Genomic DNA, 24,936 nt, shown 5'->3' with positions numbered 1-24,936 from the left:
CCCGCGGCCTGCCACAGCCGTGCGCTCGACTGCCCTACACTGGATAACCATGCAAACGATGCTCGTCACTGGCGGCGCCGGTTTTATCGGCGCCAATTTCGTGCGCCTCATGCGCCAGGCGCGCCCCGATACCCGCGTTACGGTGCTCGACAAGCTCACTTACGCTGGAAACCGCGCCAACCTCGCCGATCTGGATATTGACTTCGTCGAGGGTGATATCGCCGATCCCGCCACCGTGGCACCGCTCGTCGCTGCCGCCGATCTTGTCGTCCACTTCGCCGCCGAATCTCATAACGACAATTCTTTGCGCGACCCTTCGCCCTTCCTCCACACGAATATCATGGGTACGTTCACCCTGTTGGAGGCGTGCCGGAAGCACGATACTCGCTTCCACCATGTTTCTACCGACGAGGTTTTCGGCGACCTTGAGATCGGGGCAGCGACCAAGTTTAATGAGAACACCGCTTACGCACCTTCCAGCCCGTACTCCGCTACCAAGGCAGGTTCTGACCACCTGGTGCGCGCGTGGGTGCGTTCTTTTGGGCTGCGCGCCACCATCTCGAATTGCTCCAATAATTACGGGCCGTACCAGCACATCGAGAAGTTCATTCCCCGTCAGATCACCAATATCCTCTCCGGGCGCACCCCCAAGCTCTATGGAACGGGCGAGCAGGTGCGCGATTGGATCCACGTCGATGATCACAATGAAGCGGTGCTCGCCATCCTAGAGTGCGGCCGGATTGGCGAGACCTACAATATCGGCGCTGACCAGAAGGATATTAATAATAAGCAGGTCATCGAGCTCATCTGCGAAATTATGGGCCACACCCGCGATGGGCGCGCCCTCTATGAGCACGTAGCGGACCGCCCAGGGCATGACCAGCGCTACGCCATGGACGCCACCAAGCTGCGCCGCGAGTTGGACTGGAGCCCGCGCTTCACGGATATCCGCACCGGCCTCGAAGACACCATCGCGTGGTACCACGACAACGAAGACTGGTGGAAGACCGAGAAGGAAGACGTGGAAGCCCGCTACAAGCAGCAAGGACAGTAGATATGCGTATTACCAAAACCGCCATCCCGGGACTGCTCATCATCGACCTCGACGTGCACGGGGATAACCGCGGCTGGTTCAAAGAGAATTGGCAGCGCGAAAAGCTCGCCGCACTCGCGCCCGAGCTCGCAAGCTTCCAGCCGGTGCAGAACAATATTTCCTACAACCACGCCGGATCCACACGCGGCCTCCACGCCGAGCCGTGGGACAAACTGGTCTCGGTGGCACAGGGCAAGATCTTTGGCGCGTGGTGCGATTTACGCGAGGACTCGGAGAGCTTTGGCGAGGTCGTTACCCATGAGGTCGGGCCGGAGACTGCGGTGTTTGTGCCGCGGGGCGTCGCCAATGGCTTTCAGGCCTTGGAAGAAACCTCGTATTGTTATCTGGTCAATGAGCATTGGTCGGCCGAGGCTCGCTATGCCGCAGTAAACCTCAACATCGTGGACTGGCCACTGGAGCCCACCGAGATTTCGGAGAAGGACAAGCAGCACCCCGGCCTCAAAGAGGTGAGCCCGATGCCCGCCCGGCGCATCCTTGTCACGGGCGCGAATGGGCAGCTGGGGCGGGCATTGAAGCGTCTGCTTGCCGACGCCGAATTTTGCTCCCACGCCGACTTCGACATCACCAATCCGCCGGAGCGGAATTGGAAGCAGTACTCGGCCATCATTAACTGCGCGGCGTATAACGATGTCAACGGCGCCGAAAGTAACCGCGCCGCAGCCTGGGCAGTTAACGCGGAAGCGCCCGCAAAGCTGGCGCGCATCGCCGCGGAAAACCAGATCACGCTGGTGCATGTCTCGAGCGATTATATCTTCGATGGCACTAACGAGGTCCACACCGAAGAGGAGCTACCGTCGCCGCTGAGTGCCTATGGGGCGTCGAAAGCCGCGGGCGAGACGGCTACCCAGACTGCGCCCCAGCACTACGTCATTCGGACCTCGTGGGTCTTTGGCGATGGTGAAAATTTCATGTCCACCATGCGTCGGCTAGCCAATAAAGGCGTAGAACCGAAGGTCATCCACGACCAACGCGGGCGGCCTACGTTTGCCGAGGATCTAGCCAAGGGCATCGTGCACCTGCTCGACTCCGGTGCGGAGTACGGCGTATATAACCTGTCCAATTCGGGCGATACCGTGGGCCGCGATGAGATTGCTATGGCCGTCTTCATCGGGCTCGGCCACGACCCGTCCGAGGTAACGCCGGTAAGTACTGAGCAATACCGCGAGATCACAGGACCTGAGGCTCCGCGCCCCAAGGAATCCACGCTTGCCCTGGACAAAATCGAGGCCACCGGCTTCAAGCCGCAAAATTGGCGCGCGGCCCTGGCCCTGTACCTGGCGCTGTACCCGGAGGACTAAATGAAGGGCATCATCTTAGCCGGCGGTTCCGGCACGCGGCTCTACCCGATTACGAAGGGCATCTCAAAACAACTCATGCCCATCTATGACAAGCCGATGATTTACTATCCGCTGACCACGCTGATCCAGGCGGGTATTCGGGAGATCCTCATCATCACCACCCCGGAGGATGCGGGTGCCTTCCAACGCCTCTTTGGTGACGGCTCCCAGCTCGGGCTCATGATCGATTATGCGGTCCAGCCGCGGCCGGAGGGGCTCGCGCAGGCCTTTTTGATTGGCGAGGATTTCATTGGCGATGACAGCGTCGCACTCGTGCTCGGCGATAATATCTTCCACGGCTTCGGCGGCGAGCTCGCTAACTGCCAGGATCCGGAAGGCGGCATCATCTTCGCCTACGAGGTTTCGGATCCGCAGCGCTACGGAGTCGTGGAATTCGACGCCGCGGGCCGTGCCCTGAGCATCCAAGAAAAGCCGGAGGTCCCGCGGTCGAACCACGCGGTGGTGGGCTTGTATTTCTATGACAACTCCGTCGTGGAGATAGCCAAGGGCATCGAGCCCAGTGGCCGCGGCGAATTGGAAATCACGGCCGTGAACGAGGAGTACCTGCGCCGCGATGAACTGAATGTCCAGCGCCTGCACCGCGGCAGCGTGTGGCTCGATACGGGAACGGTGGACTCGATGAGCGAGGCTTCCGCCTATGTCGAGGTAATGCAAAAGCGCACCGGGATCGTTATCGGATCGCCCGAGGTCGCCGCCTATGAGGCGGGCTTTATCGACCGCACCCAGCTAGAAGCACTCGCCGAGCCACTGCTTAAGTCCGGCTACGGCGAGTACCTGCGGGCGTACTAGCGGTTAGGGCTACCGGCTAGGGCTAGCGGTTAGAACTAACGGCCCAGGCTAGTAACCGCGCTCGATGTATTCGTCGATGCGCGCGGCCTCTGCACCGACCGTAGTGGCGTCGCCGTGTCCCGGCAGGACCTTGGTGTCCTCCGGCAGCGTGAAGACGACGTTTTTCAGCGACTCGATGATGACGTCGAAGTCGGAGTACTTGCGGCCGGTGGCGCCTGGGCCGCCGTTGAAGAGCGTATCGCCCGATAGCAACGTCTCGCCCACGTGCAGCACCACGCAGCCCGGTGAGTGGCCTGGGGTGTGGTAGACCGTGATCTTCTCGCCGCCAATATCGAACTGACCGCGATCCGCCAGCGGCGTGTAGGGGGCATCGCCGTTGGATTCTTGCCACAGCATGTCATCGTCCGGGTGCAGATAGACCTCGGTATCGAAGCGCTTGGCAGCCTCGGGGGCGAGCTCGCAGTGGTCGTTGTGCGCGTGGGTGAGCAAGATGCCTTCCACGCGGCGGTCGCCAACCAGCTCCGCTACGGCATCGAGGTCGTGCGAGGGATCCACCACATAAACGCTCGAGTCATCGCCTACGACGTAGACGTTATTGTCCACGTCCCACTCGCCGCCGTCGAGGCGGAACTTACCAGAAGCAACTGTGCTATCGATGCGCATTAGAACTCCACCACCGAACGCAGGACCTTGCCGGACCTCATGGTGGCGAAGGCCTGCTCGACGTCGTCAAGCGCAATGCGCTCGGTAACGAACTTGTCCAGCGGGAAGTTGCCGGCCTTGGACAGCGCTACATAAGCGGGGAAATCGCGCTCCGGCAGGCAGTCGCCGTACCACGCTGGCTTGATGGAACCGCCGCGGCCGTAGAGGTCGATGGCGGGGATGTCCACGTGGTCGGTGAGGTTAGGTACGCCCACCATGACCATGCGGCCGGCGTGATCGCGAGAATAGAAGGCCTGGCGCCAGGTGGGCTGGATACCCACGGCGTCGATAGCAACGTCGGTGCCGAAGCCGCCGGTGAGCTCGCGGACGGCGTCGATGACTTCCTGCTCCGACAGGTCCTTGGAGCAGATGGTATCGGTCGCGCCGAATTCGCGGGCGGTCTCCAGCTTGGACTCGTCGATGTCCACGGCGATGATCTTCGCCGCGGCTGCCAGCTTGGCGCCTGCAATGGCAGCCATTCCAACGCCGCCGCAGCCGAAGACGGCAACGGACTCGCCGAGCTGAATATCACCGGTATTCACGGCCGCGCCGAGGCCCGCCATGATGCCACAGCCCAGCAGGCCAGCAGCGGCTGGGTCGGTATCTTCCACCTTGGTGCACTGGCCCTCGTGGACGAGGGTCTTCTCTGCGAAGGAACCAATGCCCAGCGCCGGGGTGAGCTCGGTGCCGTCCTCGAGGGTCATCTTCTTAGAGGCATTGTGGGTATTGAAGCAGTACTTTGGCTCGCCCTTCTTGCAGGCGCGGCACTCGCCGCAGACGGCGCGCCAGTTCAAAATGACGAAGTCGCCTTCCTCCACGTGGGTTACCGCAGAACCTACGGTTTCTACCACGCCTGCGGCCTCGTGGCCGAGCAGGAAGGGGAAGGCGTCTTCGATATCGCCATCGCGGTAGGCAAGGTCGGTGTGGCATACACCGCAGGCCTGTACGCGCACGATGACGTCATTAGGGCCGGGGTCGGGGACAACGATATTGACGGTTTCGACTTCCGCGCCCTTGGAACGGGCAATAACAGCTTTTACAGTCATGCGCCCGAGCGTACCGATATTTTCAAAACCGGAGCATTATTGAAAATTCTTTTTAGGAGCGAGCGATGACATTGGCCGCATGCTCGTGGCCACGCTGGTTCATGTGGATAGGCAGGTTACCGTCGCCTGCGGTAAAGTCCACCAGACCAGCCCACATGCGCTGATTTGCATCGGCACACATGCCGTTATTGCGGGTGGTAGGCTTCATATCCAAGAACTGCACGCCGGTGCGCGCCGCCAAGTCCACCTGCATCCACTGCGCCTTATTCTCAAAGTCCTGGATTCCCGGCAGGAAGGTGGAATCGGCCGGGCGCGGTCCGAAGTGGAAGAGGCAGTAGTACGGGCCGGAACCGATGGTGGGATATCCCACGATCTGGACGCGCGCATTCGGAGCCGCACGCTTAATGCGCTCAACCTGTGGGGCGGTACGGTCCGCGAACTGCTTGCGGATCTGCGGCAGGTTCATATCGCGGTGATTGTAGGTGTCATTAAAGCCGGTAGTAATTACCACGCGGTTGGTAGCCGGGCTCAGCGCGCCACTGCGAATGGCAGCATCCACCTGCTGGGAAACCTGGGGGCCAGGGGACATGGACACGGCACCGGAGCAGGAGAAGTCTCGCACCGGCAGGCGCAGCTTGGCGCCGGCGCGCTTGGCGTAATTATTGGAGGTGGGGCAATCTACGCCTACACCCTTAGAGGGATCGAAACGGTGAGCAAAGTAAGAGCCAGCGTCTGGATCCGCGAGGACGGAATCGCCGAAGGCTACTAGGTTGCGCTCCGCGGCGGCGGCCTGTGGCGCTGCTACCACACCTACGACGGCCAGCGCGGAAGCCACTACGGAGAGGACTTTCAGCTGCAGAGATTTCATGAGATCCTTTTCTAGAAACACCAGTAACTTCAGGTCACTGCAGTCGCTTCTGTAACATATTTCGAGTTGGCGGCAACACAGCGCGCCTCTCTCACGATATCGTCCATGGTTATCCTTTTGTTATCTTCGCTTATTTGGAGCTACCCCGACCGTGAATTTTTCCGATTTTAAATTCCACGCAGCAGCCCTCGGCCGGTTCGTTCCGGCGCTTTATAACGCCGGACTCTTCAGCCACCAAGGCGGCGCGAGGGCCCAGCTTAGTTTGCTACCCAACCTGGCCCGCTACCGCTTCACCACCGCGCGCGAAATCGAACAGGGCTACCTCACCTGCCCAGAGCGCCTGGCGCTTATCGACGACGACGGCACCCTCACCTACCGCCAGCTGCGCACCCACACCCAGGGCTTCGCCCGCTACCTCCGCTCGCTGGACCTGCCCGAGATCCGTCTTGGCGTGATGGCACGCAACGGCCGCGGCATCATCATTCCGCTCGGCGCCAAAGGCTATGCGGGCGCTTCTATTTACCTGCTCAACGTTGGTTCCTCCCCGGAGCAGTTAGCGGGCTGCATCGAGGAAAACGGTATCAACGTCCTCGTTGTAGATGATGAATTCATCGACCGTGTGGACACCGATATCCCCGTCATCATCGCGCACGATACCGGGGCAAGTGATCTGCCAAAGCTAGACAAAATTGTGAAGAATCCACCGGCCGCGACGCTGCCACGATTCCCCAAACACGGCCCGATCGTGCTCATGTCTTCCGGCACCACGGGCATTCCGAAGGGCATTGTGCGGCCGGAGCCAACTCTGCCGGTGGTACTGGCCTCCATCGTGAACACGATTCCGTGGCGCGGCGACCAACGCCTGCAGCTGACTGCCTCTATCTTCCATACCTGGGGTTGGGCCTGCATCAATATTGCACTGGGCCTGCGCAATACCATTGTCACCCGCCGCGTATTCGACGCGGAGCAGGTGCTTGACGATGTCCAGCGCTACCGCCTCGATGGCATGATCTCCTCCCCCATCTTCTTCAAGCGCTTGGTGGAGCGGGATCCGGCCGGTGAGTTCGATACCTCGAGCTTGAAATTCATCGCCTCGGCCGGCAATGCGCTGACCCCGGAGGTGGTCAAGGAGACCAATGCGCGCTTCGGCGCCATCCTCTGCAATGTCTATGGCTCCACCGAGCTCGCGCTGGCGACGACCGCCACCATGGACCAGGTGGCCGCGAACCCCACCATCGCCGGACGCGTGGCCTCCGGCACGAAGCTGCGCATCCTCGATAAGGAAGGCCACCCGGTGCCGCGCGGCGAGCTGGGCGAGATTTACCTGACCAACTCCACCGCCATGACTGGCTATACCAACCCGAATCTGCGCCTCAATAAGGTGGACGGGCTCATTTCGATTGGGGACTTGGGCTATATCGATGAGCACGACTTCCTGCACGTGGTCGGCCGCGCCGATGACATGATCATCGTCGGCGGCGAAAACGTCCACCCGCAGTCCGTCACCGAGATCCTCGAGGCCATGCCCGGCATTCACGAGGTTCACGCCGGCGGTGTTGAAGATAGCGAAACCTTCCAGCGCATCGCCGTGTGGGCGGTGCCTACTGCCGACGCCACCGGAAAGGCCCTGACCGCCGATGCCATCCGCGAATGGGTCCGCACCAAGCTCGCTGACCACTCCGTGCCGCGCGATGTGCACTTCATGGACAAGCTCCCACGCAATGCCACCGGCAAGGTGGTCCCGCGCCTGCTGCACAATCACAGCGAGGCTTAACGCGCTGCCCCCACCGCCGCGCTTACAACAACAAAAGGCCGCAGGCTATTCACCTGCGGCCACTATGGAGCCGCCTGCGAGAATCGAACTCGCGACCTTTTCATTACGAGTGAAATGCTCTACCGACTGAGCTAAGGCGGCACGCTGCTTGGCATGCGCCAGTGCAGCAAGAGAAAGTTTAACCTAGGGGCGCCGCGGAATAGAAATCGGGCCCCGAGCGGGCACCCGTTTATAGGCACGCGCGGCGCAGGCGGCCCACCAGCCCATCAAAAGCAATTTGCGTGCCGACGTTTTGCGTCAGCTGTTCGCGGCATAACGTGATGGCCGCTTGGCAGTCCAGCAGGCCCTCCTCGCTCACGCGCTGCGCGAGCTCGCCAGAAAGACCAGCGAAGTCCGGATGAGTCAGATCCACCTGCGCGCCCACCTTCTGCATGAGCGCATCGCGGTATACGCCAGAGAGATCGATGAGCACTAGGTCCAGGTTGTCAATGACTCGGCGCTTCGCCCGCTTCTTGTGCTGGTCCTGGAGATCCTTGATGGCGGAGCGGGCGTCGCGCTGTGCTTTGGCCGCACCCTTGCCCTTCGCACCGACACCGAGGGTCTGCTCCAGCTTCGCCAGTTCGGCTTCTTCCTGTTCCTTATGCGATTCCTTTGCCTCCGAATCGACCAATTTCAGCAGCGAGGTCACCGCCTGGAAACCCTGGGAGCCGTGGAAGACCTCTTCTGCCAGGTTGATGGCCACCGCGCGGCGCTTTTGCACCGCCGGGTCGTTGACTAGGCGCCGAGCCCTGCCGACGTGGCGGAGGGAGGTGAGGGCGGCCAAGTGGGCGTCGTGATCCGAGGCGCCTTCGCTGACCAGCTGGGCGGTAATGCTCTCCACCGACGGGGAGGGAATGTAGAGGTGGCGGCAACGCGAGCGGAGGGTCTGGGAGAAGTCCTCGGGGGCGTCGGATGGGGCACACATAATGATCACAGTGCGCGCCGGCGGCTCCTCCACCGTCTTAAGCAGGGCATTCGCACCGTTATTATTGAGGCGGTCGGCATTGTTAAAGATCACCACGCGCCACGGCGCAACCGTGGGCAGGCTCGCGGCCCGGCCGATAACCTCGCGCACCGTATCCACCGGAATAATGACTTCCTGCGGATCCACCAGCACCAAGTCAGTATGCTGCTTAGCTCCCAGCACCGCCTGGCAGGCCTCGCACCGGCCGCAGCCCGGCTCCTCCGGGTCCGTACACATGAGCGCGGCCGCAAAATCGAGCGCGGCCAGGGAACGGCCGGAGCCCGGCGGGCCGGTAAACAGCCAGGAATGGCTCATCGCCCGCGGATCTGCCCCCGCCATCCCCCGCGCAGCCCGGGCGGCATCCAGAATGGTGCGGGCCACACCTGGGGTATCTGCCAATCTTTGCGCAACGCTTCCGGTATTCACTCGCCCTAGCCTACTGGTCTTACTAAAGTATGAAGGCATGAACAGACTACTGCGCGGCGCACGATGGCTCATGGGTACCCAATGGCCGGTCTATGCCGCCTTAGTCCTCGGCGCCAACCTTATCGGTGCCATCGCGATTATGACCTTTGTCCTCTATTTCCTGCCGATGCCGGAGATTAAAGACTTCGCCGCCGAATTGCCCAGCCTCATGGGCGTCGCCGCGGTGTATCTGATTTTTGCCGTGATCATTGGCATCGCCGTAACCCTGCTGCTATTCCGCCCGGTGCTGGACTGGCAGCGAAACCCGGACGAGCACGATCCGAATATGGTGCGCAACTTGGTGCTGCGCATCCCCGTCTACCAGTCCGTGGTGGCGGCCGCGGTGTGGCTCATCGGCATCATTCTCGCCGTGGTGATTTCCGGCCGGGAATCCGCCAAGCTCGGGCTCGTCGTGGGTGTTTCCGCAACACTCGCCGGTCTCGTGGTCATTATCTTGACCTATCTACAGGCTGAACGCCTTGTGCGCCCGGTCGCCGCCCAAGCGGTGGCACGGCGATTTGAGGATTCCACTCTCGAGCCGCCCATCAAATATCGCCTGATTTCTACCTGGTTAATGACCTCCGGCGTGCCACTGGTGGGTATCCTCCTCGTGCTCATCGCGCAGCGCACCGGACTTTTTCACGGCACTGCGGGAGACCTCGTCCCTGCCATTACCGCACTCGCACTGACCGCCCTGGCTACCGGGTTTATCGGCACCAGCTTCGCCGTGATGAGCGTGGTAGATCCGATCCTAGAATTGCAGGACGCTATCAAGCGCGTGCGCCGCGGAGAGACCAATGCCGAGGTCGATATCTACGATGGCTCCGAATTGGGAGTGCTGCAGGCCGGTTTTAATGAAATGATGCGTGGCCTGCGGGAGCGCAACCGCGTGCGCGATATTTTCGGCCGCTACGTCGGCAGCGAGGTGGCCCAACGTGCGCTGGAGGAGCGCCCAGAATTAGGCGGCGAGGATCGCAAAGTTGCGGTGCTTTTTATTGACGTCATCGGTTCCACCACCTTCGCCGTCAACCACTCCCCCGAGGAGGTGGTGGAGGAACTCAATAAGTTCTTCGAGCACGTCGTCGAGGTGGTGCACCGCAATAAAGGAATTATTAATAAATTCCAGGGCGATGCAGCCCTCGCCGTTTTTGGCGCTCCCCTCAATGTTTATGATTCCACCTCCATGGCCCTCCAGGCCGCCCGGGAGCTGCGCAGTGAATTGCGCGGACTCGAATTGCAAGCCGGCATCGGGGTGGCCGCAGGACACGTCGTCGCCGGGCATATCGGTGGTGCGGACCGCTTCGAATACACCGTCATTGGAGATGCCGTGAATGAAGCCGCGCGCCTGACCGAGCTGGCCAAGGACACCCCGGGCCAAGTGCTCACCAATGCCGCCACACTCAAGACCGCTAACGAGGCCGAGCAGGCCCGGTGGACTATGATGAAATCCATTGAGCTACGCGGTCGCCATCGCATGACCCAGCTGGCTCGCCCTATCCGCGCTACCCTGGCAGAACGTTCCGAGGTATAACGAGGTTTTAAGTGAGCTCAGCTCCTCGGCCCCGCATGATCGCGCCCGATGTGGCACGCGGCATGGCCCTATTAGGCATCGCCATGGCCAATATGACCACGGCGTGGATTATCACCACCGACCGGCCAGCAAGCTATTTCGGTGGCATCATCGACGGCAGCGCGTGGGACAAGGCCGCCGTCGTCTTCGGCGCCTTCTTTGTCCACAACCGCGGCCTACCCATGTTTTCTACGTTGCTGGGCTTTGGTGTGGGGCTCATCGCGTTGAGTCTGTGGCGGCGTGGCTTTCCGGTGCAGGCGGCGCGCGGGGTCATCGCCAAGCGCTATGCCTTCTTGGCTCTGATGGGCGCGGTGCATATGGTGCTGCTGTTTTGGGGCGACATCATGTTCTTCTATGGCGTGGCCGGAATCGTGATTGCATTCCTGCTGCGCAAGCGGGATTCTACCCTTATGCTCGTGGCCTATATTCTGTTCGCACTGTGCGCGCTGGGCGGGATCGTGGCCTTCATTTCCGGCGCTATGGATCCCCTCGGCGTGGTGGCTACGGAAGGCATCGGCACCATCGAGTCCTACCCCGATTTGCTGCTCAGCCAGCTTGTCACCCTAGGCAGCCAGGTTTTAGCCACGCCGATCATTTTGCTGATGTACCTGCCTGTCATGCTGGTGGGTTTTGTGTGGGCGCGCCAAGGCGTGCTTGCCGACGTCCCTTCTCACCGCCCCACCCTCCTCCGCTGGGTTGCCATCGCGGTGGTCATTACCGTGGTAATCGGCGCCCTGTGGTCTTTGAGCACGCTTGGGGTCATCGAGCAGCGCTGGGCGAATGCGGCCAATAATGCTAACTCTTTCCTCGGTGTCTTCACCGGCCCCGGCATCCTGGCCGGGCTCGCATTAGTGCTGCAGCCAGTACAGGAGCGACTCTCGGCCGGCGCACCGCTGCCCGCGGTATTGTGGCCCTTTGCGGCGCTGGGCAAGCGCTCCATGAGCGGCTATGTGGGCCAGTCCATCTTCTTTTTCTGCCTCGTACACCCGTTCATGCTGGACTTTGGCCACGAGCTAGGGGCTTTTTGGCCAGGCCGCGCTCGCTTTCGCGGTATGGCTGGCCACGCTCATCTTCGTCTGCGTGCTGGAGGCCTACGGCCGCCGCGGCCCCATCGAGTCCGTGCATCGCCGCTTGTCTTATGGCCCGACGATGCAACCGCAGTTACCGGGTGCGGCGAAGGCCGTCAATCAGCAGCAGGTGTCCGATAACTAGGGCGCTGGCTTCGGCCGCACGCACTAGCCGCGCCTTGCGCTTTCGCTGCTGCAGCGCCGCACGCAAGGCCGTTAGCCCCTCGGCCGCGACGAGCAGGTTGGCGCCGTGGCCAATGCCCTTGCCGGCGTCGGTGCGCAGCGCTGGGTCGCCCGCCAGTGCCGAGGTGGCAAGCACGGCCGCGCCACCTACTGCAACCGCGGCGGCCGTCGGCTGGGTACGGGTGGCGGCAACGCCCGCTCCCCATGCTGCCGCGCGCAGGCCCCAACCTAGGGCATCATTGCGCGCGCCGCGGCGATACAAACTCCAGGCATAGGCGGTGTGGCCTGCCGCCACGGCCGCCACTCCCAGCACAGAGGGGCGGATCAGGCGGCGGGTCTTTTCCACTCGAGCAATGACTCCGGTCAGGACTGCGGTGCCCACGGCGGGCTCCTCGCAGACCGAGGCGAGCAGCTGTGGCTGTGCGCTGATATCGGATACGGCGCGTCGCAGGGCCGCAGCGCCTTCCTGGGTGCGGGCAAGAAAATCGTTCATGCCCGCCACCTTACGCGGTTATTTCTTGCGCGAGCCGGCCTTCACCACGTTTTTCGTGCCGGGCGAAGGCTTCTTGGTTGCCTTCTTGCCGGCCTTCTTCGTGGACTTTTTGGTGACCTTCTTAGTCGCCTTCTTCTTCGTCGTCTTTTTAGAGGACTTCTTTGTGGACTTCTTCTTGGTCTCGCCGGATGCTTCCTTGGCGCGGCGCTCGGAAAGGAGCTCGTTTGCGCGGGCGTCGGTAAGCTGCTCCGGGTCATCGCCGCGGCGCAGGGAGGCATTGGTGGTGCCGTCGGTGACGTACGGACCGAAGCGGCCGTCCTTGACGGTCATGGGCTTGCCGGAGACGTCATTATCGCCCAGCTGCTTGATCGGCGGCTGGGCCGCGGCGCGACCACGGCGCTTCGGCTCGGCATAGATCCGGCGGGCCTCGTCCAAGGTGATGGTGAAGATCTGCTCTTCCTTGGCCAAGGAGCGCGAATCGGTCCCCTTCTTCAGGTACGGGCCGTAGCGGCCGTTCTGCGCGGTGATCATCACGCCGTCATCCTCGCCCACCTCGCGCGGCAAGGAGAGCAGCTTGAGGGCTTCTTCGAGGGTGACCGTAGAGGGCTCCATCGAGCTAAATAGCGAGGCCGTACCCGGCTTCAGCTTGTTCTCGATGTACTCCTTGACGCGCTTTTCCTTCTGCTTCGCGGCAGTTTTGGTTTCCCAGTTCTTAGCGCGCTTGCCTTCCTCGGCGCGTTGCTTGTCTTCCTCGGCACGCTCCTTGGCGACGACCTCCTCGGCCTCACACTCAGCCTTTTCCCGCTCATCATCGCGGACGACCTCGGTAACATATGGGCCAAAGCGGCCCTCCTTAGCCACAATCATGCGGCCATTTGCCGGGTTTTCACCCAATTCGCGGCCGCCCTGCGGGGTCGCGAAGAGCTTTTCTGCCAGCTCCTCATTCAGGCCATCAGGGGTGACGGTTTCAGAGAGGTTAGCGCGCTGGTATTCGATGGTGCCGTCCTCATTGGTGCCGACGGCGCGCTCGATATACGGGCCGTAGCGGCCCACGCGGACAAAGACATCGCGGCCCTCGGTATCGGTATAAAGGCGCAGGGAGTTGACCTTGCGAGCATCGATGGCTTCTAGGTTGACGTCGATAAGTGACTTCAAACCACCGTGACGGGCAATAGAGGCCGCCTTTTGCTCGTTAGCCTCAGCATTGCCGAAGTAAAAGCCGTTGAGCCAGGCGGTGCCGTCCTCGATACCGGTAGCAATCTGGTCGAGCTCATCCTCCATGGAAGAGGTGAAGTCATAGTCCACCAGCTCGGTGAAGTTCTCCTCCAATAGGCCCACGACGGCAAAGGCAACCCACGATGGCACCAGCGCATTGCCGCGCGAGACCACATAGCCGCGGTCCTGGATGGTCTTGATGATGGATGCGTAGGTGGACGGGCGACCGATGCCCAGATCCTCCATCTTCTTGACCAGGCTGGCCTCGGTATAGCGGGCCGGTGGATTGGTGGAGTGGCCTTCCGCGGAGACTTCCTTGGCCTTTAGGGCGCGTCCCTCCTCCAAGTGCGGCAGGCGGGTCTCGCCCTTCTTATCGCCCTTGGCGTCATCCGCGCCGTAGGCCTTCAGGAAGCCGGGGAAGGTAATGGTGCGGCCGGTGGCGGAGAATTCCACGTCATAGCTGCCATTATCCGTGGTGGCCGTGCCGGCCACGGTGACCTTCATGGAGGTTCCCTTGGCATCGGCCATCTGGGAGGCGACGGTGCGCTTCCAAATCAGGTCATAAAGCTTAAACTCCTCCGCGTCCAATTGACCGGAGAGCTGGCCCGGGGTGGCGAAGGACTCGCCGGCCGGGCGGATGGCTTCGTGAGCCTCCTGGGAGTTTTTCACCTTGCGGTCATACACACGCGGGGAATCAGAAACGTACTCTGCGCCATAGATGCTGGTAGCGGAGTTGCGCGCGGCTGATAGGCCCTGCTTGGACAGCGAGGTGGAATCGGTACGCATATAAGTAATGTGGCCGTTTTCGTACAGTCGCTGCGCAATGCGCATGGTGCGCTCAGAGGTAAAGTGCAGGCGGCGGCCGGCCTCCTGCTGCAGCGTAGAGGTCATAAACGGCGCATAAGGCTTGCGCGTATAAGGCTTGTGTTCTACCCCAGCAACCTGCATATCCGCGCCGCTCAGCGCGGTTTCTAACGCCTTGGCCTGCGGCTCGGTAATGACGATGACGTCTTTGCTCTTGACGTTGCCGCGGTCATCAAAGTCGCGGCCCAAGGCCACGCGCTTGCTATTGACGGCGGTAAGGCGGGCGTCGAATGTAGCGGGATTATCCGCATCCGCAGCGCCGGTATCTAGTGTGGCGGCTAGGTCCCAGTAATCGGCCGGGATGAATGCCATGCGCTCGCGCTCACGTTCGACGATGACGCGGGTGGCCACCGACTGCACGCGGCCGGCAGAAAGCCGCGGCATGACTTTCTTCCACAGCACCGGGGAGACCTCGTAGCCGTAGAGACGGTCGAGGACGCGGCGGGTTTCCTGGGCGTCGATAAGGTTGTAATCCAGATCGCGCGTATTATCCGCAGCTTCCAGGATGGCAGACTTGGTGATTTCATTGAACACCATGCGGCGCACCGGGACCTTGGGCTTTAAGACCTCGAGCAGGTGCCACGCAATGGCTTCACCTTCGCGGTCGGGGTCTGTTGCGAGGTAGAGCTGGTCGCACTGCTTCAGCTTGGACTTTAGGTCCGCGACTTTCTTCTTTTTATCTGGGCTCACCACATATAGCGGGGCGAAGTCATCCTCCGGGTTCACGCCGAGGCGCGCCCAAGATTCCTTCTTATACTTAGCCGGAACGTCCGCAGCGCCGCGGGGAAGATCGCGGATATGGCCCACGGAAGCCTCCACGATGTACTTATCCCCGAGGTAAGGCTGGATCTTCTTCGCCTTCGTCGCCGACTCGACGATCACCAAGGTCTTTCCCGGCCCGGCTGCTTCTGCCACTTCGACTTCATCCCTTTCGATGATGCGAACAATAAGGTTTGCACGCTTTCAGCAATCGCCCCTAGCGTACACAGATGATCTGCGTTTTCTTTCTCGCACCATATACGCGGTTGTGCCAAATGGCCGTTTTCAGGGGCACTATGTACCCCCACGGAACCGGTCTATACTGGCCTACTTAGAACGCCCAGTAGCTGTGAAAGCATTGTGGGGCACGATAGCACACCCAAGACGACGCCCGCGGAGGATACATGGTCGACACCATCACTATGTGGATCGAAACCGTCATGTCCACAGAGTGGATCTACCCGCTGGTAGGCGCACTGATCTTTGGTGACTGCTTCTTCCCCGTGCTGCCCTCTGAAATCCCGCTCAATATGGCCGGCGCCTGGTCCGGCTCGCAGGGCTTTCCACACCTGCCCACCATGTTTTTCGTAGCGCTAATTGCCGCCATGATGGGAGATAATCTCTGCTTCCTATTAGGCACACGGTTCATGCCCCTGCTCAAGCGCGTGCCTAAGGGATCCAAGGCCTACGAAGGGCTGAGCTGGGTCAAGCGCAATATGCGCCGCGGCGGCGGTGCTGCCATCATTATCGCGCGCTTCATTCCCTCCGCCCGGCTCTTCATGACTATCCTGCTGGGATCCATGCGGTTTCCCTGGCTGGTCTTCTTATTCTTCGACACCATCGGCGTGGCCCTCTGGGCCGCCCAAGCGCTAGCAATCGGCTATCTCGGCGGCATGGCCTTTTCCGATTCGCCGGTGCTGGCGGTGGTGGTCAGTATTATCGCCGCCGTCGTCATCGGCGTAGGCCTGCAGAAACTGCAGAATAAATTCACCGAGTGGTGGGATACCCGCCGCGGCTACGCCGAAACGCCGTAGCGGGGGAAGGCAGCCTAGATAACGGAAACGGACTGGGCCTGCTCGCCCTTCGGGCCGGAGCCAACCTCGAAGGTGACCTGCTGATTTTCCTCTAGGGTGCGGAAGCCGCTGCCCTGAATCTCGGAGTAGTGGACGAAGATATCGCCGGCGCCATCCGCGCGCTCGATGAAGCCGTAGCCCTTTTCAGAGTTAAACCACTTAACGGTTCCTTGTGCCATGGTGTGCAGTCCTTTTCTTGCTTATTGGTGCGGCGATTCCACACCGAGGGAGGTTTCGGTAAATGCGTCCTTTAGCAGTACCTTAAAGTGTAAACACCGCACCAAGACATCATTGGCCTCATATCAGTGTGACACGTTCCACGCCAAAGCGATAGACCTAACTCACGAGGGGGGTAGAAATTGGCTCACCCGGAAACGGATAATCCCCTAGGAAAAGAGCTCCTCGAGTACATCCAGCGCCGCCTTGATGAGTCTACTCTCACCTTTCACACCACCCTGCCACCGCAGCGCGCCCAGTATGCGCAGTGGCCAGAATGGGTGCTGCCAGAGTTGCGGGAAAAGCTGGAGGATGGGGGCGTCGCCAAGCTGTATAGCCACCAAGCGGAGCTGGCGCAGGCCGCCTGGGAAGGCGAGGATACGGTGATTTCTACCGGTACCTCCTCGGGCAAATCGCTGGGCTACCAGCTGCCCATTTTGAGCCGGTTGGCGCAGGACCCGACCGCCTGTGCGCTCTATATCACACCCACCAAGGCGCTGGGCTCGGACCAGCTGCAGGCGGTGCTTGAGCTGTGCCGGGGGATTCCGGCGCTCAAGACTGTGGTGCCCGCGCCCTATGACGGCGATACGCCGCAGGAATCCCGCGCGGGCGTGCGCGATCATTCGCGGTTTATTTTCTCCAACCCGGATATGGTGCATATGTCTCTGCTGGCAGCGCATGCGCGGTGGGCGCGGCTGCTGCGGCACTTAGAGTTCATCGTTATTGATGAATGCCACTCCTACCGGGGTGTATTCGGCGCGAACGTGGCACTGGTGCTGCGGCGCCTGCTGCGTCTGTGTGAGCACTATGGCTCGCGGCCGACGGTGATCTACGCCTCGGCCACCATGAAGGACCCGGCCCGGCACGCGCAGCGCCTTAGCGGCCGGCCGGCCCGCGCGATCACAGAGGACTCCGCCCCCACTGGCGCGCGCACGGTAGCGCTGTGGGAACCGGGCTTCATCGAGGGCGCTGAGGGCGAGCACGGGGCGCCGGTGCGCCGCGCCGCCACCACCGAGGCGGCCGAGATGATGGCTTCTTTCATCGCTGAGGGCGCGCGCACCATGACCTTTGTGCGTTCGCGTCGCTCGGCCGAGGTGGTGGCGATGCGCGCGGCCGAGGTGCTCTCCGGAAGCCTCGGCCGGCCCGATTTTGCCCAACGCATCGCCGCCTACCGCGCGGGTTACCTGGCCGAGGACCGCCGCAAGTTGGAGCGCGCGCTTGACGACGCCTCCTTGCTCGGCGTCGCCACCACCTCCGCGCTCGAACTGGGCATCGACGTCGGCGGGCTCGATGCCGTGGTCACGGCCGGCTTCCCCGGAACCGTCGCGAGTTTTTGGCAGCAGGCAGGGCGCGCTGGCCGCCGTGGGCAGGGCTCGCTCATAGTGCTCATCGCCCGCGATGAGCCGATGGATACCTACTTAGTGCACCACCCCGAGGCGCTGCTTGGCCGCCCAGTGGAGGCCAGCGTATTCAATCCGGCCAATCCCTATATCCTCTTTGGCCACGTCTATTGCGCCGCGGTGGAAAAGCCGCTGGATGATGCCACGATTGCTGCCTGGGGCGCACAGGATGTGGTCCACCAGTTGGCCGAATCTGGCCTGCTGCGCCGCCGCGAGCGCGGCTGGTTCGCCGTACCCATTCCTGCCCACTCGCCGGAAGAACTCTCCCCGGAGACGGCGCATTCAGCGGTTTCCCTGCGCGGCGGGGCGGGCGAGGAAGTGATGATCGTGGATTCCTCCGATGGCCGCCTGCTCGGCACCATTGACGCCGCGCGCGCCACCAGCCAGGTGCACCCCGGCGCGGTGTACCTGCACCAGGGCGAAAGTTTCGTCATTGAGGAGCTCATTCTCAGCGATTACCTAGCACTGGCCCGCCCCGAGGCCCCGGATTATTCCACTACTCCGCGCTCCACCACGGATATCCGCATCCTGCGCGAGGCCGATAACCTGATCAACTACTCTCCGGGCCTGTGGGTGGCGGACGTAGAGGTAGAAGTCACCGATCGCGTCACCGGTTACCAAGTGCGGCTTGCCGATGGCACCATTGGCGATGACATACCCCTCGATCTTCCCGAACAGCGCCTGGTTACTCGGGCGGTGGCCTATACCATCGACCCGCTGGTGCTTTCGGCCATGGGCGTGACTGCTTCCGATACCCCCGGCACCTTGCATGCGGCCGAGCATGCCGCCATCGGCCTGCTGCCGCTTATCGCCACCTGCGACCGCTGGGATATCGGTGGCGTTTCCACCGCGCTGCACCCCGATACGCAGCTGCCCACCGTTTTTGTTTACGACGGCCATCCCGGCGGTGCCGGCTTTGCTGAAGAAGGCTTTCGCCGCTTTCCTGAATGGATCGAGGCCACCTTCGAGGCGGTGCGCTCGTGTCCATGCGAATCCGGCTGCCCTTCGTGCGTGCAATCGCCGAAATGCGGAAACGGGAATAATCCACTCAGCAAAGACGGTGCGATCAAACTACTCGGTGCGCTGGTCACCATGACGCAGGGCTAGCCGCGCTACCTATTTCCGCCGGCTCACACCGGCCCAGCTTTCGCCTGGGTAGAGCGTCCGCGGACCACGGCGGTGACAATGACATCGCGACCAGATTCGGTGCAGGTTTCTAAGGTGGCATCGTTTAGCGCGGCCGTATCGCGCGCGGCGGTGCAGGCGTCCTCACCCGTGGCAAGGGCCCAGGCACCAGCGACCGCAGCGAGATCGGCCGCCACTTGCGCCTCGTGGCGCGCGGCCACGCGCGAGCCCACTGCCGCGACGAGCAGCAGTAGGCTTACGATGGCGACGATGATGCCGGCTGCGGCAATAGTGGCATAGCCTTCCTCGCCTCGGCGGTGCGGCTTATTCATTTCCGCCCACTTCGGCGGGAAAGACTGCCTCGGAGCGCATGGTTCCAACGGGCGCCTCTACGCTTACCGACGCCCTTACCAGCCCACCGCTTTCCTCCACGCTGATCTGAGCATCCTCGCGCGCCGGATGGTATTCGACGCCGATGGCATGCGAACGCGCGGCCGCGCCCGCCATATCTACCGCGGCGATATAGGATGCCAGCGTGGCAATGGCACCCACGATTCCCGCCGCGACCACGACCAGGGAGCTTAGAGCCAAGGCGGCCTCGATGGTCACGGAACCATCGTCATCAAATACCCAATGCATCATTCCTCCCTTCTGCCGGCAGGATGAGCCCGCCGGCCTTCATTGGGTCGCGGTGCTAGCTTGGGGTATTCGATAGGGCGTCGGTAATGATGCCTTCGATGGCATCCACCACCCCGCCGCCGTTGATGACCATGTAGAGCACCCCGGCGAGCGCGGCAGCCGCCAGAGAGCCCATGGCATACTCGATGGTGCTCATACCCTCATCATTGCGAATGAGCTGGGAATACTTAATGAGTGCGTGCATGATTAATGTCCTTTCAAGTGAGGTTTAGAGAAGTTGCGCGCCCAAGCTGATGACTACGGGCGCAAGTCCTAGAACGATGAATGCCGGCAGGAAGCACACCGCCAGCGGGAGGGCGATAAATACTCCTGCGCGCTCCGCCTGGGCCGTGGCATGGGCGGATGCTTCCGCGCGCAAAGAAGTACAGATTCGGTGACATCCGGTCGCAATGGTGGCGCCGGATTCGCCCGACATGATGACAAGCTGCGCTAAGTCCTCCAGCCCCGCGTGCCCCTTCATGTGACCCCACGCAGAGTGCGTGAGAACGCCCACACCCAGTAGCGCGGCCACGGTCTCCCACAGGTCCTGCGTCTGAGCATCCGCAGTGCGGGCCACCGCGGTGGCGGCGCCGTGCGCGGATAGCCCTGCGGCCAGGCAAGCTGCGAAGAGTTCGATGTCGCCGGCTACCGCAAGTGGGTCCAGCGGTGCTGTGGGCTTGAGCTTGCTTATCAGTCCCCCACGCGCAGTCGGGCCATCGCGCGGGGTCTTGGCGGAGTCTTTGGTAGCGTTCGCAGCTGCTAACCGAGCACTGTGTGGTGGTAGGCCAACGAGGACCGCGAGGGCGATACAGATAAGCGTGGTCATGCGGCCACCTTCCGAATGATGACACGCGACCAGGCGAATCCACCGCAGGCCAGGGCCACGCCTACTACGAGGAGGATGCCGCCCAGTCCGCCGCCGAAAAGGAAGCCCAGCGAGTTGGCGCCCATGGCCCCGCCCATGGCGATGCCGGCTATGGGTAGGCACGCGAGCACCGTGGCGGTGGCTTGGGGACCTTGCAGGCTAGCGGAGGTGGATTGCTGGTGGCGTCGGGAAGCGTCGAGGCGATTTTGGGCTTGGTCGAGCAAGCTAGCTACCGCAATACCGTGGTAGGTGGAAAGCTCCAGCAGGTGGCCTAGGCGGGTCAGCTCCGGCAAGGAGGCTTCGTCGTGCGCATCTGTCAGCGCCATATGCGGCGGCGCACCGCGGGCTGCGAGGGTGGCGGTCGATTCCAGTGCGGTGATTACCTCGCGCGGGGTCGTGGCTGGTAGGGAGTCCACGCCGCGGGCGAGCGCTCCGGTCAGGGTCGCCCCGGCACGCAGGTCCGCTGTGACAACGCCCAGGTAGGCTGCCAGCCCCTCGCGGCCGCGCCGCTGCGTGCGCGCGGCCACCATGTCTTTGGCGTACCAGGACACGCACCAGGCGATTATGGCGGCGGCGATAGCGATGCTGATGCGACCTACCGAGTAGAAGACCAAGCTGCCGCAAAACACCGCCCCCAAAATGACCACGGAGCTGGTTTGTACCTGGCGCGTGGCCGATGCCAATCGGCCTGCAATCGAGGGTGCGGGTAGAAGCAGCGCGGCGGCCAGTAAGAGGAAGCTAAGCATGGCTTTCCTCCCCGCCGGGCTCGCCTAGAAGTTGTGCGGAGAATTCCGTGAAGCCTTCTGCTGGGCCGTGCTCGGCGCTCCAGATGATGCGCGGGGTTACTGGGTTTCCCTCGAGTACTCCGATATGGGCGAGGCGGCGGCCCTGCGGAGTGCGTTCCATAGCCAGCACCATGTGCACGGCCGCGGCTAGTTGCGAGTGCAATGCCGCGCGACCCAGGCCGCCGAGGGCAGCAAGGGCCTCCATGCGGGCGGGAACTTCAAAGAGGGAATTGGCGTGCAGCGTCCCGGCACCGCCGTCGTGGCCGGTGTTGAGCGCAGCGAGGAGATCCACCACTTCACGTCCACGAATTTCGCCCACCACGATGCGGTCTGGGCGCATGCGCAGCGCTTGGCAGAGCAATTGTGACATCGTGACTTCACCGCTTCCCTCCGCGTTGGCCCGGCGCGAGACCACGCTGACGCAGTGCGAGTGATGTGGGGAGAGTTCGGCGGTGTCCTCGATGACAAGGATGCGTTCGCGCTCGGAGACGGTTCCCAACAGCGCGGATAACAAAGTAGTTTTGCCAGAGCCAGTTCCGCCGATAACCAGGAATGAGATGCGCTGGTTCACCACGGCGCGCAGTAGCGCAGCGATATCCTCTGACACCGTGCCATTTTCTACTAGCTGAGGCAGAGTGGTTTGTGCTTGGCGCAGTACGCGCAGGCTCAGGCAGGTTCCGGCCACCGCAGGCGGGCTCAGCAGGGCGTGGACGCGCAGGACAACACCATCGGGGCGGGTAACGCGGCCATCAGCAAAAGGCTGTGCATCATCGAGCCGCGTGCCTGAAGCTGCCGCCAGCCGGCTGGCTAGCTGACGGATTTCAGCATCATCACGGAAGGTAATGTCGGTGCGCTCGAGCCCGTCACCGCGGTCCATGAATACCGCGTGCGGCCCGTTAACCACGACGTCCGTGACTCCCTCGCGCCCCAGCAGTGCATCGAGTGGGCCCATACCGGTGGAATCTTGGCGCAGGCGGCGCAGCAGGTCGAGCACCGCGACGTCACTAATCACGCCGGCTTCTTGGCGGATCCGCCGGGCTAGGGCTGCCGCATCGTGCACCAAGTCGGGTTCGGCGGCGATGATACGCTGCATCTTTTCAAGCACTTCCTGTGTTGCTTGCTGCTCGCTCATGCGCCGACCTCCTCGAGTACCGCGCTTGCGGCCTTACGCAAGGCAGCGGGGAGACGCTGCGGCAGGCCGCCGATTTCCACCGCGCGCGTGAGCCCCCGCAGCGTCGGCAATTCTGCCAGCACCGCGCTATGGACGATGCGTTCTACTTCCGCTGCGCTTAACGACGCCCACTGGCGTTGCCGCAGCACCACCACACAACTGCGCCGCGCGGCATCGAGCTGGACAAGAAGCTGCGCAGCCGCTGCGGCCGACCGCACCTCCGCGGCCACCAAGACAACCACGTGGGTACACGCATCCGGGATGGTCTCTGGAGTGCAATCCACCACGCATAATCCTTCACCAGCGTGAGCCGCGCCTACCACCCGTGCGAGCAGGTCCTTTTCCAAATGGAAGGGATCCGCGACGGTGCTGCGCGCGGCAGATAGCACCGCTACCCCATCCGGTGCGCTCGGCAGCGCGCGGTGAAGATCGGCGGCATCGATGCTGCCATCACTTACGGTAAGCTCCGGCCAACGCGCCCCCGGTTCGGCTTCTACGCCAAGCAGAAGGTCGAGCCCGCCGGAGTGAGGGTGGGCGTCGACAAGCAAGGCGCGGCCATCGGTAGCGCATTGGGTGCGGGCCAACGCGGCGGCAAAAGTAGAGCTCCCCACGCCGCCGCTCGCGCCAACCACTGCGATGGTGGCGCTACCCGGCCGCGTTTCCTGCGGGGCGCCCGCCGCGGCAATACTCGCAAGCAGCTCCTTGACCTGGGCGGGAATAATAAAGGCACTCTCCGCGTGGCAGGCCAACGCCGCCTCATAATCAATCGGCCCGGGATCGGCAGCGAGGAAAAGCACCGGCATAGACGCGGTGTGGGTGCGCTGCGCTGCCGCCACCACGCGAGCCATGAGGGAATCAACTAACACCGCATAGGCCCCCGGCAGGCTGCGCGGGATATCGCGGGGATCGGTCACAGTAAGCACATCGTGGCTGGTAGCCGCCGCGGCGTGGACGGCCTCGGCGCGCAGTGCCTCATCACCAATGGCTACGACAATGGCTGCGGATTCAGGGTGTAATGCGTTCATGCCTCATAGCCTGAAGCATTCGCGCAACCGCAGTAAGCCACCGCAGCCAACGCTGTGGATAACCCTGCGCCGATCACTACCTAGGCCCGATTTTGTTGCTATTTCAACCAAAATTCTGTGGATAACTTTCTCCACACGGCGGTAGATATAGGTGACGGCCCGCGCATCGGGGGGTGTGCGCGCGGGCCGTCAGTAACCCGGCCTCGGGGGGTGAGCCGGGGCAGGCCGCACGGTATATCGGGGCCTTGCACGCATTATTATGACATGATCACTACTCAATCACAACAGCTAACAGGAGAATTCCACAGCCATGGCGCTGACCTGCACCGAATGCATGTTCACTAAGTACCACTCCGCGTGGGTCACCATTCCCTCATCATTGACACGCAAATCACCATTAACGGCAGCCACTTCTACACCACCAAGTACGAAGGGCGGCTAGACTCGGCAGCAGATCATGACTAATTCCCGCGAGCCCCATCAGTCCCGCCCCGCTAGCATGACTCGCGCCGGCGGTGACCACGCACGCACCGCGGCGTTTTTCGACCTCGATAAAACCATAATCGCTACCTCCTCGGCCTATGCTTTTGGCCGCGAGTTCCTACACAACGGGCTCATCTCCCCAACCGAGGCACTACAGCTCTCATTGGCTAAGGCCAGCTATATGTTTTCGGGCCTTTCCAGCGAAGGCATGGATACCACCCGCGATCAACTCACGGCGATGATTACCGGCTGGTCTGTGGAGGAGGTGCGCGCCATCGCCCGGGAGACCATGCACCAAGTAGTCACCCCCTCTATTTATGCCGAAGCCCGTGAGCTTATTCGCGCCCACCGCGCCGCTGGCGATCACGTCGTCATTGTCTCTGCCTCTGCCGCCGTGCTGGTAGACATAATCGCAGAGGAACTCGGCGTCGAGCACGTCATCGCCACGGAATTGGCAGAAGAGGACGGACTTTTTACCGGCGAGGTGCTCTTTTATTGCAAGGGCCCACATAAGGCGAAGGCGCTGGAGCGCACCGCAACCGCAGAAAACATCGACCTCAGTGCCAGCTACGCCTATTCGGATTCCGCTACGGATATCCCCATGTTAGAGAAGGTCGGCCACCCCGTTGCAGTCAATCCAGACAAGCACTTACACCGCCACGCCCTAGCCCACGAGTGGGATATACGTTCCTTTAAGGACCCAGTGCCACTATTGCCCGCTCCGTCTGCCAAGAAAATTGGCATCGGTGCCTCCGTACTGGCAGGGACCGCGGCGGCTATCGGCGCCGGATTGTGGCTCGCCCAGCACCCAAACCGCTTTGGGCAGCTAAAGCGAGACCCATAGC

At 62.2% G+C, this 24,936-nt stretch carries 24 protein-coding genes, 1 tRNA gene and 1 pseudogene; 10 read left to right on the top strand and 16 right to left on the bottom strand.

Going from position 1 to position 24,936, the window contains the following annotated elements:
• Positions 1-58: 58 nt before the first annotated feature.
• From rfbB to rfbA, 3 genes are read left to right on the top strand one after another with little or no spacing between them, the layout of a single operon-like run.
• A complete protein-coding gene (gene rfbB / locus L8V22_RS04240; RefSeq protein ID WP_238800749.1) occupies positions 59-1,054 on the top strand; it encodes a dTDP-glucose 4,6-dehydratase in 996 nt (331 codons plus the stop codon).
• A 2-nt stretch (positions 1,055-1,056) separates the two neighbouring features.
• Positions 1,057-2,412, top strand: coding sequence for a dTDP-4-dehydrorhamnose reductase (gene rfbD / locus L8V22_RS04235; RefSeq protein WP_238800574.1), 1,356 nt, complete (start codon positions 1,057-1,059; stop codon positions 2,410-2,412).
• A complete protein-coding gene (gene rfbA / locus L8V22_RS04230) occupies positions 2,413-3,261 on the top strand; it encodes a glucose-1-phosphate thymidylyltransferase RfbA (RefSeq protein WP_238800575.1) in 849 nt (282 codons plus the stop codon).
• A gap of 48 nt (positions 3,262-3,309) precedes the next feature.
• Here the strand turns inward: rfbA and L8V22_RS04225 are convergent, their stop codons facing one another.
• From L8V22_RS04225 to L8V22_RS04215, 3 genes are read right to left on the bottom strand one after another with little or no spacing between them, the layout of a single operon-like run.
• Entirely contained in the window at positions 3,310-3,924 is a 615-nt protein-coding gene (locus L8V22_RS04225) for an MBL fold metallo-hydrolase (protein WP_238800577.1), read from the bottom strand.
• Positions 3,924-5,009, bottom strand: a complete 1,086-nt coding sequence (locus tag L8V22_RS04220) for an S-(hydroxymethyl)mycothiol dehydrogenase (RefSeq protein ID WP_238800579.1) — start codon at positions 5,007-5,009, stop codon at positions 3,924-3,926. Before L8V22_RS04220 ends, L8V22_RS04225 begins: the two co-directional genes overlap by 1 nt.
• Before the next feature lie 52 nt (positions 5,010-5,061).
• The gene (locus L8V22_RS04215; protein WP_238800581.1) at positions 5,062-5,877 is read right to left on the bottom strand and encodes a GDSL-type esterase/lipase family protein; all 816 of its coding nucleotides are present in this window, start codon (positions 5,875-5,877) and stop codon (positions 5,062-5,064) included.
• Positions 5,878-6,028: 151 nt separating this feature from the next.
• Here L8V22_RS04215 and L8V22_RS04210 point away from each other — a divergent pair, with 151 nt between their 5' ends.
• Positions 6,029-7,651, top strand: coding sequence for an AMP-binding protein (locus L8V22_RS04210; RefSeq protein WP_238800583.1), 1,623 nt, complete (start codon positions 6,029-6,031; stop codon positions 7,649-7,651).
• Between the two features lie 65 nt (positions 7,652-7,716).
• Here L8V22_RS04210 and L8V22_RS04205 read toward each other — a convergent pair.
• Together L8V22_RS04205 and L8V22_RS04200 are read right to left on the bottom strand one after the other, a co-directional pair.
• Positions 7,717-7,792, bottom strand: a tRNA-Thr gene (locus tag L8V22_RS04205).
• 88 nt (positions 7,793-7,880) lie between these two features.
• Positions 7,881-9,080 carry a DNA polymerase III subunit delta' gene (locus tag L8V22_RS04200; protein WP_420839951.1) on the bottom strand — a complete coding sequence of 400 codons (1,200 nt, stop codon included), beginning with the start codon at positions 9,078-9,080 and terminating at the stop codon, positions 7,881-7,883.
• Between the two features lie 37 nt (positions 9,081-9,117).
• Between L8V22_RS04200 and L8V22_RS04195 the strand changes: the two genes are divergently transcribed.
• From L8V22_RS04195 to L8V22_RS04185, 3 genes and pseudogenes are all read left to right on the top strand, one after another.
• On the top strand, positions 9,118-10,650 hold the full coding sequence (locus tag L8V22_RS04195) for an adenylate/guanylate cyclase domain-containing protein (protein ID WP_238800586.1): 1,533 nt from the start codon (positions 9,118-9,120) through the stop codon (positions 10,648-10,650).
• Between the two features lie 35 nt (positions 10,651-10,685).
• Positions 10,686-11,654 (top strand): annotated as a pseudogene (locus tag L8V22_RS11675) (DUF418 domain-containing protein); the annotation flags it as partial.
• 115 nt (positions 11,655-11,769) lie between these two features.
• Positions 11,770-11,901, top strand: a complete 132-nt coding sequence (locus L8V22_RS04185; protein ID WP_269966406.1) for a hypothetical protein — start codon at positions 11,770-11,772, stop codon at positions 11,899-11,901.
• Here L8V22_RS04185 and L8V22_RS04180 read toward each other — a convergent pair.
• Together L8V22_RS04180 and topA are read right to left on the bottom strand one after the other, a co-directional pair.
• A complete protein-coding gene (locus L8V22_RS04180) occupies positions 11,851-12,432 on the bottom strand; it encodes a hypothetical protein (RefSeq protein WP_238800587.1) in 582 nt (193 codons plus the stop codon). The genes L8V22_RS04185 and L8V22_RS04180 overlap by 51 nt on opposite strands.
• Before the next feature lie 18 nt (positions 12,433-12,450).
• Positions 12,451-15,426, bottom strand: coding sequence for a type I DNA topoisomerase (topA, locus tag L8V22_RS04175; RefSeq protein ID WP_238800588.1), 2,976 nt, complete (start codon positions 15,424-15,426; stop codon positions 12,451-12,453).
• Positions 15,427-15,674: 248 nt separating this feature from the next.
• On the opposite strand from topA, the gene L8V22_RS04170 reads away from it, so the two are divergent.
• Positions 15,675-16,304 (top strand): DedA family protein, encoded by a 630-nt coding sequence (locus tag L8V22_RS04170; protein ID WP_238800589.1) that lies wholly within the window; start codon positions 15,675-15,677, stop codon positions 16,302-16,304.
• 14 nt (positions 16,305-16,318) lie between these two features.
• On the opposite strand, the gene L8V22_RS04165 is transcribed toward L8V22_RS04170, so the two are convergent.
• Positions 16,319-16,522 carry a cold-shock protein gene (locus L8V22_RS04165; protein WP_238800590.1) on the bottom strand — a complete coding sequence of 68 codons (204 nt, stop codon included), beginning with the start codon at positions 16,520-16,522 and terminating at the stop codon, positions 16,319-16,321.
• 180 nt (positions 16,523-16,702) lie between these two features.
• On the opposite strand from L8V22_RS04165, the gene L8V22_RS04160 reads away from it, so the two are divergent.
• A complete protein-coding gene (locus L8V22_RS04160; RefSeq protein ID WP_238800592.1) occupies positions 16,703-19,066 on the top strand; it encodes a DEAD/DEAH box helicase in 2,364 nt (787 codons plus the stop codon).
• Positions 19,067-19,089: 23 nt separating this feature from the next.
• Here L8V22_RS04160 and L8V22_RS04155 read toward each other — a convergent pair whose 3' ends face one another.
• The 8 genes from L8V22_RS04155 to L8V22_RS04120 all read right to left on the bottom strand — a co-directional run bounded on the left by L8V22_RS04155 (position 19,090) and on the right by L8V22_RS04120 (position 24,019).
• The gene (locus L8V22_RS04155; protein WP_238800594.1) at positions 19,090-19,416 is read right to left on the bottom strand and encodes an Rv3654c family TadE-like protein; all 327 of its coding nucleotides are present in this window, start codon (positions 19,414-19,416) and stop codon (positions 19,090-19,092) included.
• Positions 19,409-19,723: a hypothetical protein gene (locus tag L8V22_RS04150; protein WP_238800750.1), complete on the bottom strand. Its 315-nt coding sequence runs from the start codon at positions 19,721-19,723 to the stop codon at positions 19,409-19,411. Before L8V22_RS04150 ends, L8V22_RS04155 begins: the two co-directional genes overlap by 8 nt.
• 55 nt (positions 19,724-19,778) lie before the next feature.
• Positions 19,779-19,967, bottom strand: coding sequence for a DUF4244 domain-containing protein (locus tag L8V22_RS04145; RefSeq protein WP_238800596.1), 189 nt, complete (start codon positions 19,965-19,967; stop codon positions 19,779-19,781).
• Positions 19,968-19,991: 24 nt separating this feature from the next.
• A complete protein-coding gene (locus tag L8V22_RS04140) occupies positions 19,992-20,588 on the bottom strand; it encodes a type II secretion system F family protein (protein ID WP_238800598.1) in 597 nt (198 codons plus the stop codon).
• Entirely contained in the window at positions 20,585-21,373 is a 789-nt protein-coding gene (locus tag L8V22_RS04135; RefSeq protein ID WP_238800600.1) for a type II secretion system F family protein, read from the bottom strand. Before L8V22_RS04135 ends, L8V22_RS04140 begins: the two co-directional genes overlap by 4 nt.
• Positions 21,366-22,544: a TadA family conjugal transfer-associated ATPase gene (locus tag L8V22_RS04130; RefSeq protein ID WP_238800602.1), complete on the bottom strand. Its 1,179-nt coding sequence runs from the start codon at positions 22,542-22,544 to the stop codon at positions 21,366-21,368. The genes L8V22_RS04135 and L8V22_RS04130 overlap by 8 nt, the downstream gene beginning before the upstream one ends.
• Complete coding sequence (ssd, locus tag L8V22_RS04125; RefSeq protein ID WP_238800605.1) at positions 22,541-23,608, bottom strand: septum site-determining protein Ssd; 1,068 nt, start codon at positions 23,606-23,608, stop codon at positions 22,541-22,543. The genes L8V22_RS04130 and ssd overlap by 4 nt, the downstream gene beginning before the upstream one ends.
• A 288-nt stretch (positions 23,609-23,896) precedes the next feature.
• The gene (locus L8V22_RS04120) at positions 23,897-24,019 is read right to left on the bottom strand and encodes a hypothetical protein (protein WP_255711698.1); all 123 of its coding nucleotides are present in this window, start codon (positions 24,017-24,019) and stop codon (positions 23,897-23,899) included.
• A gap of 46 nt (positions 24,020-24,065) precedes the next feature.
• On the opposite strand from L8V22_RS04120, the gene L8V22_RS04115 reads away from it, so the two are divergent.
• Complete coding sequence (locus L8V22_RS04115) at positions 24,066-24,935, top strand: HAD family hydrolase (protein WP_238800607.1); 870 nt, start codon at positions 24,066-24,068, stop codon at positions 24,933-24,935.
• Position 24,936: the final 1 nt, after the last annotated feature.

The sequence above is a fragment of the Corynebacterium yonathiae genome (assembly GCF_027570195.1).
Classification (GTDB): domain Bacteria; phylum Actinomycetota; class Actinomycetes; order Mycobacteriales; family Mycobacteriaceae; genus Corynebacterium; species Corynebacterium yonathiae.
The sequence above is the reverse complement of the archived record's forward strand: the minus strand, read 5'-3'. Positions and strand labels throughout refer to the sequence as shown.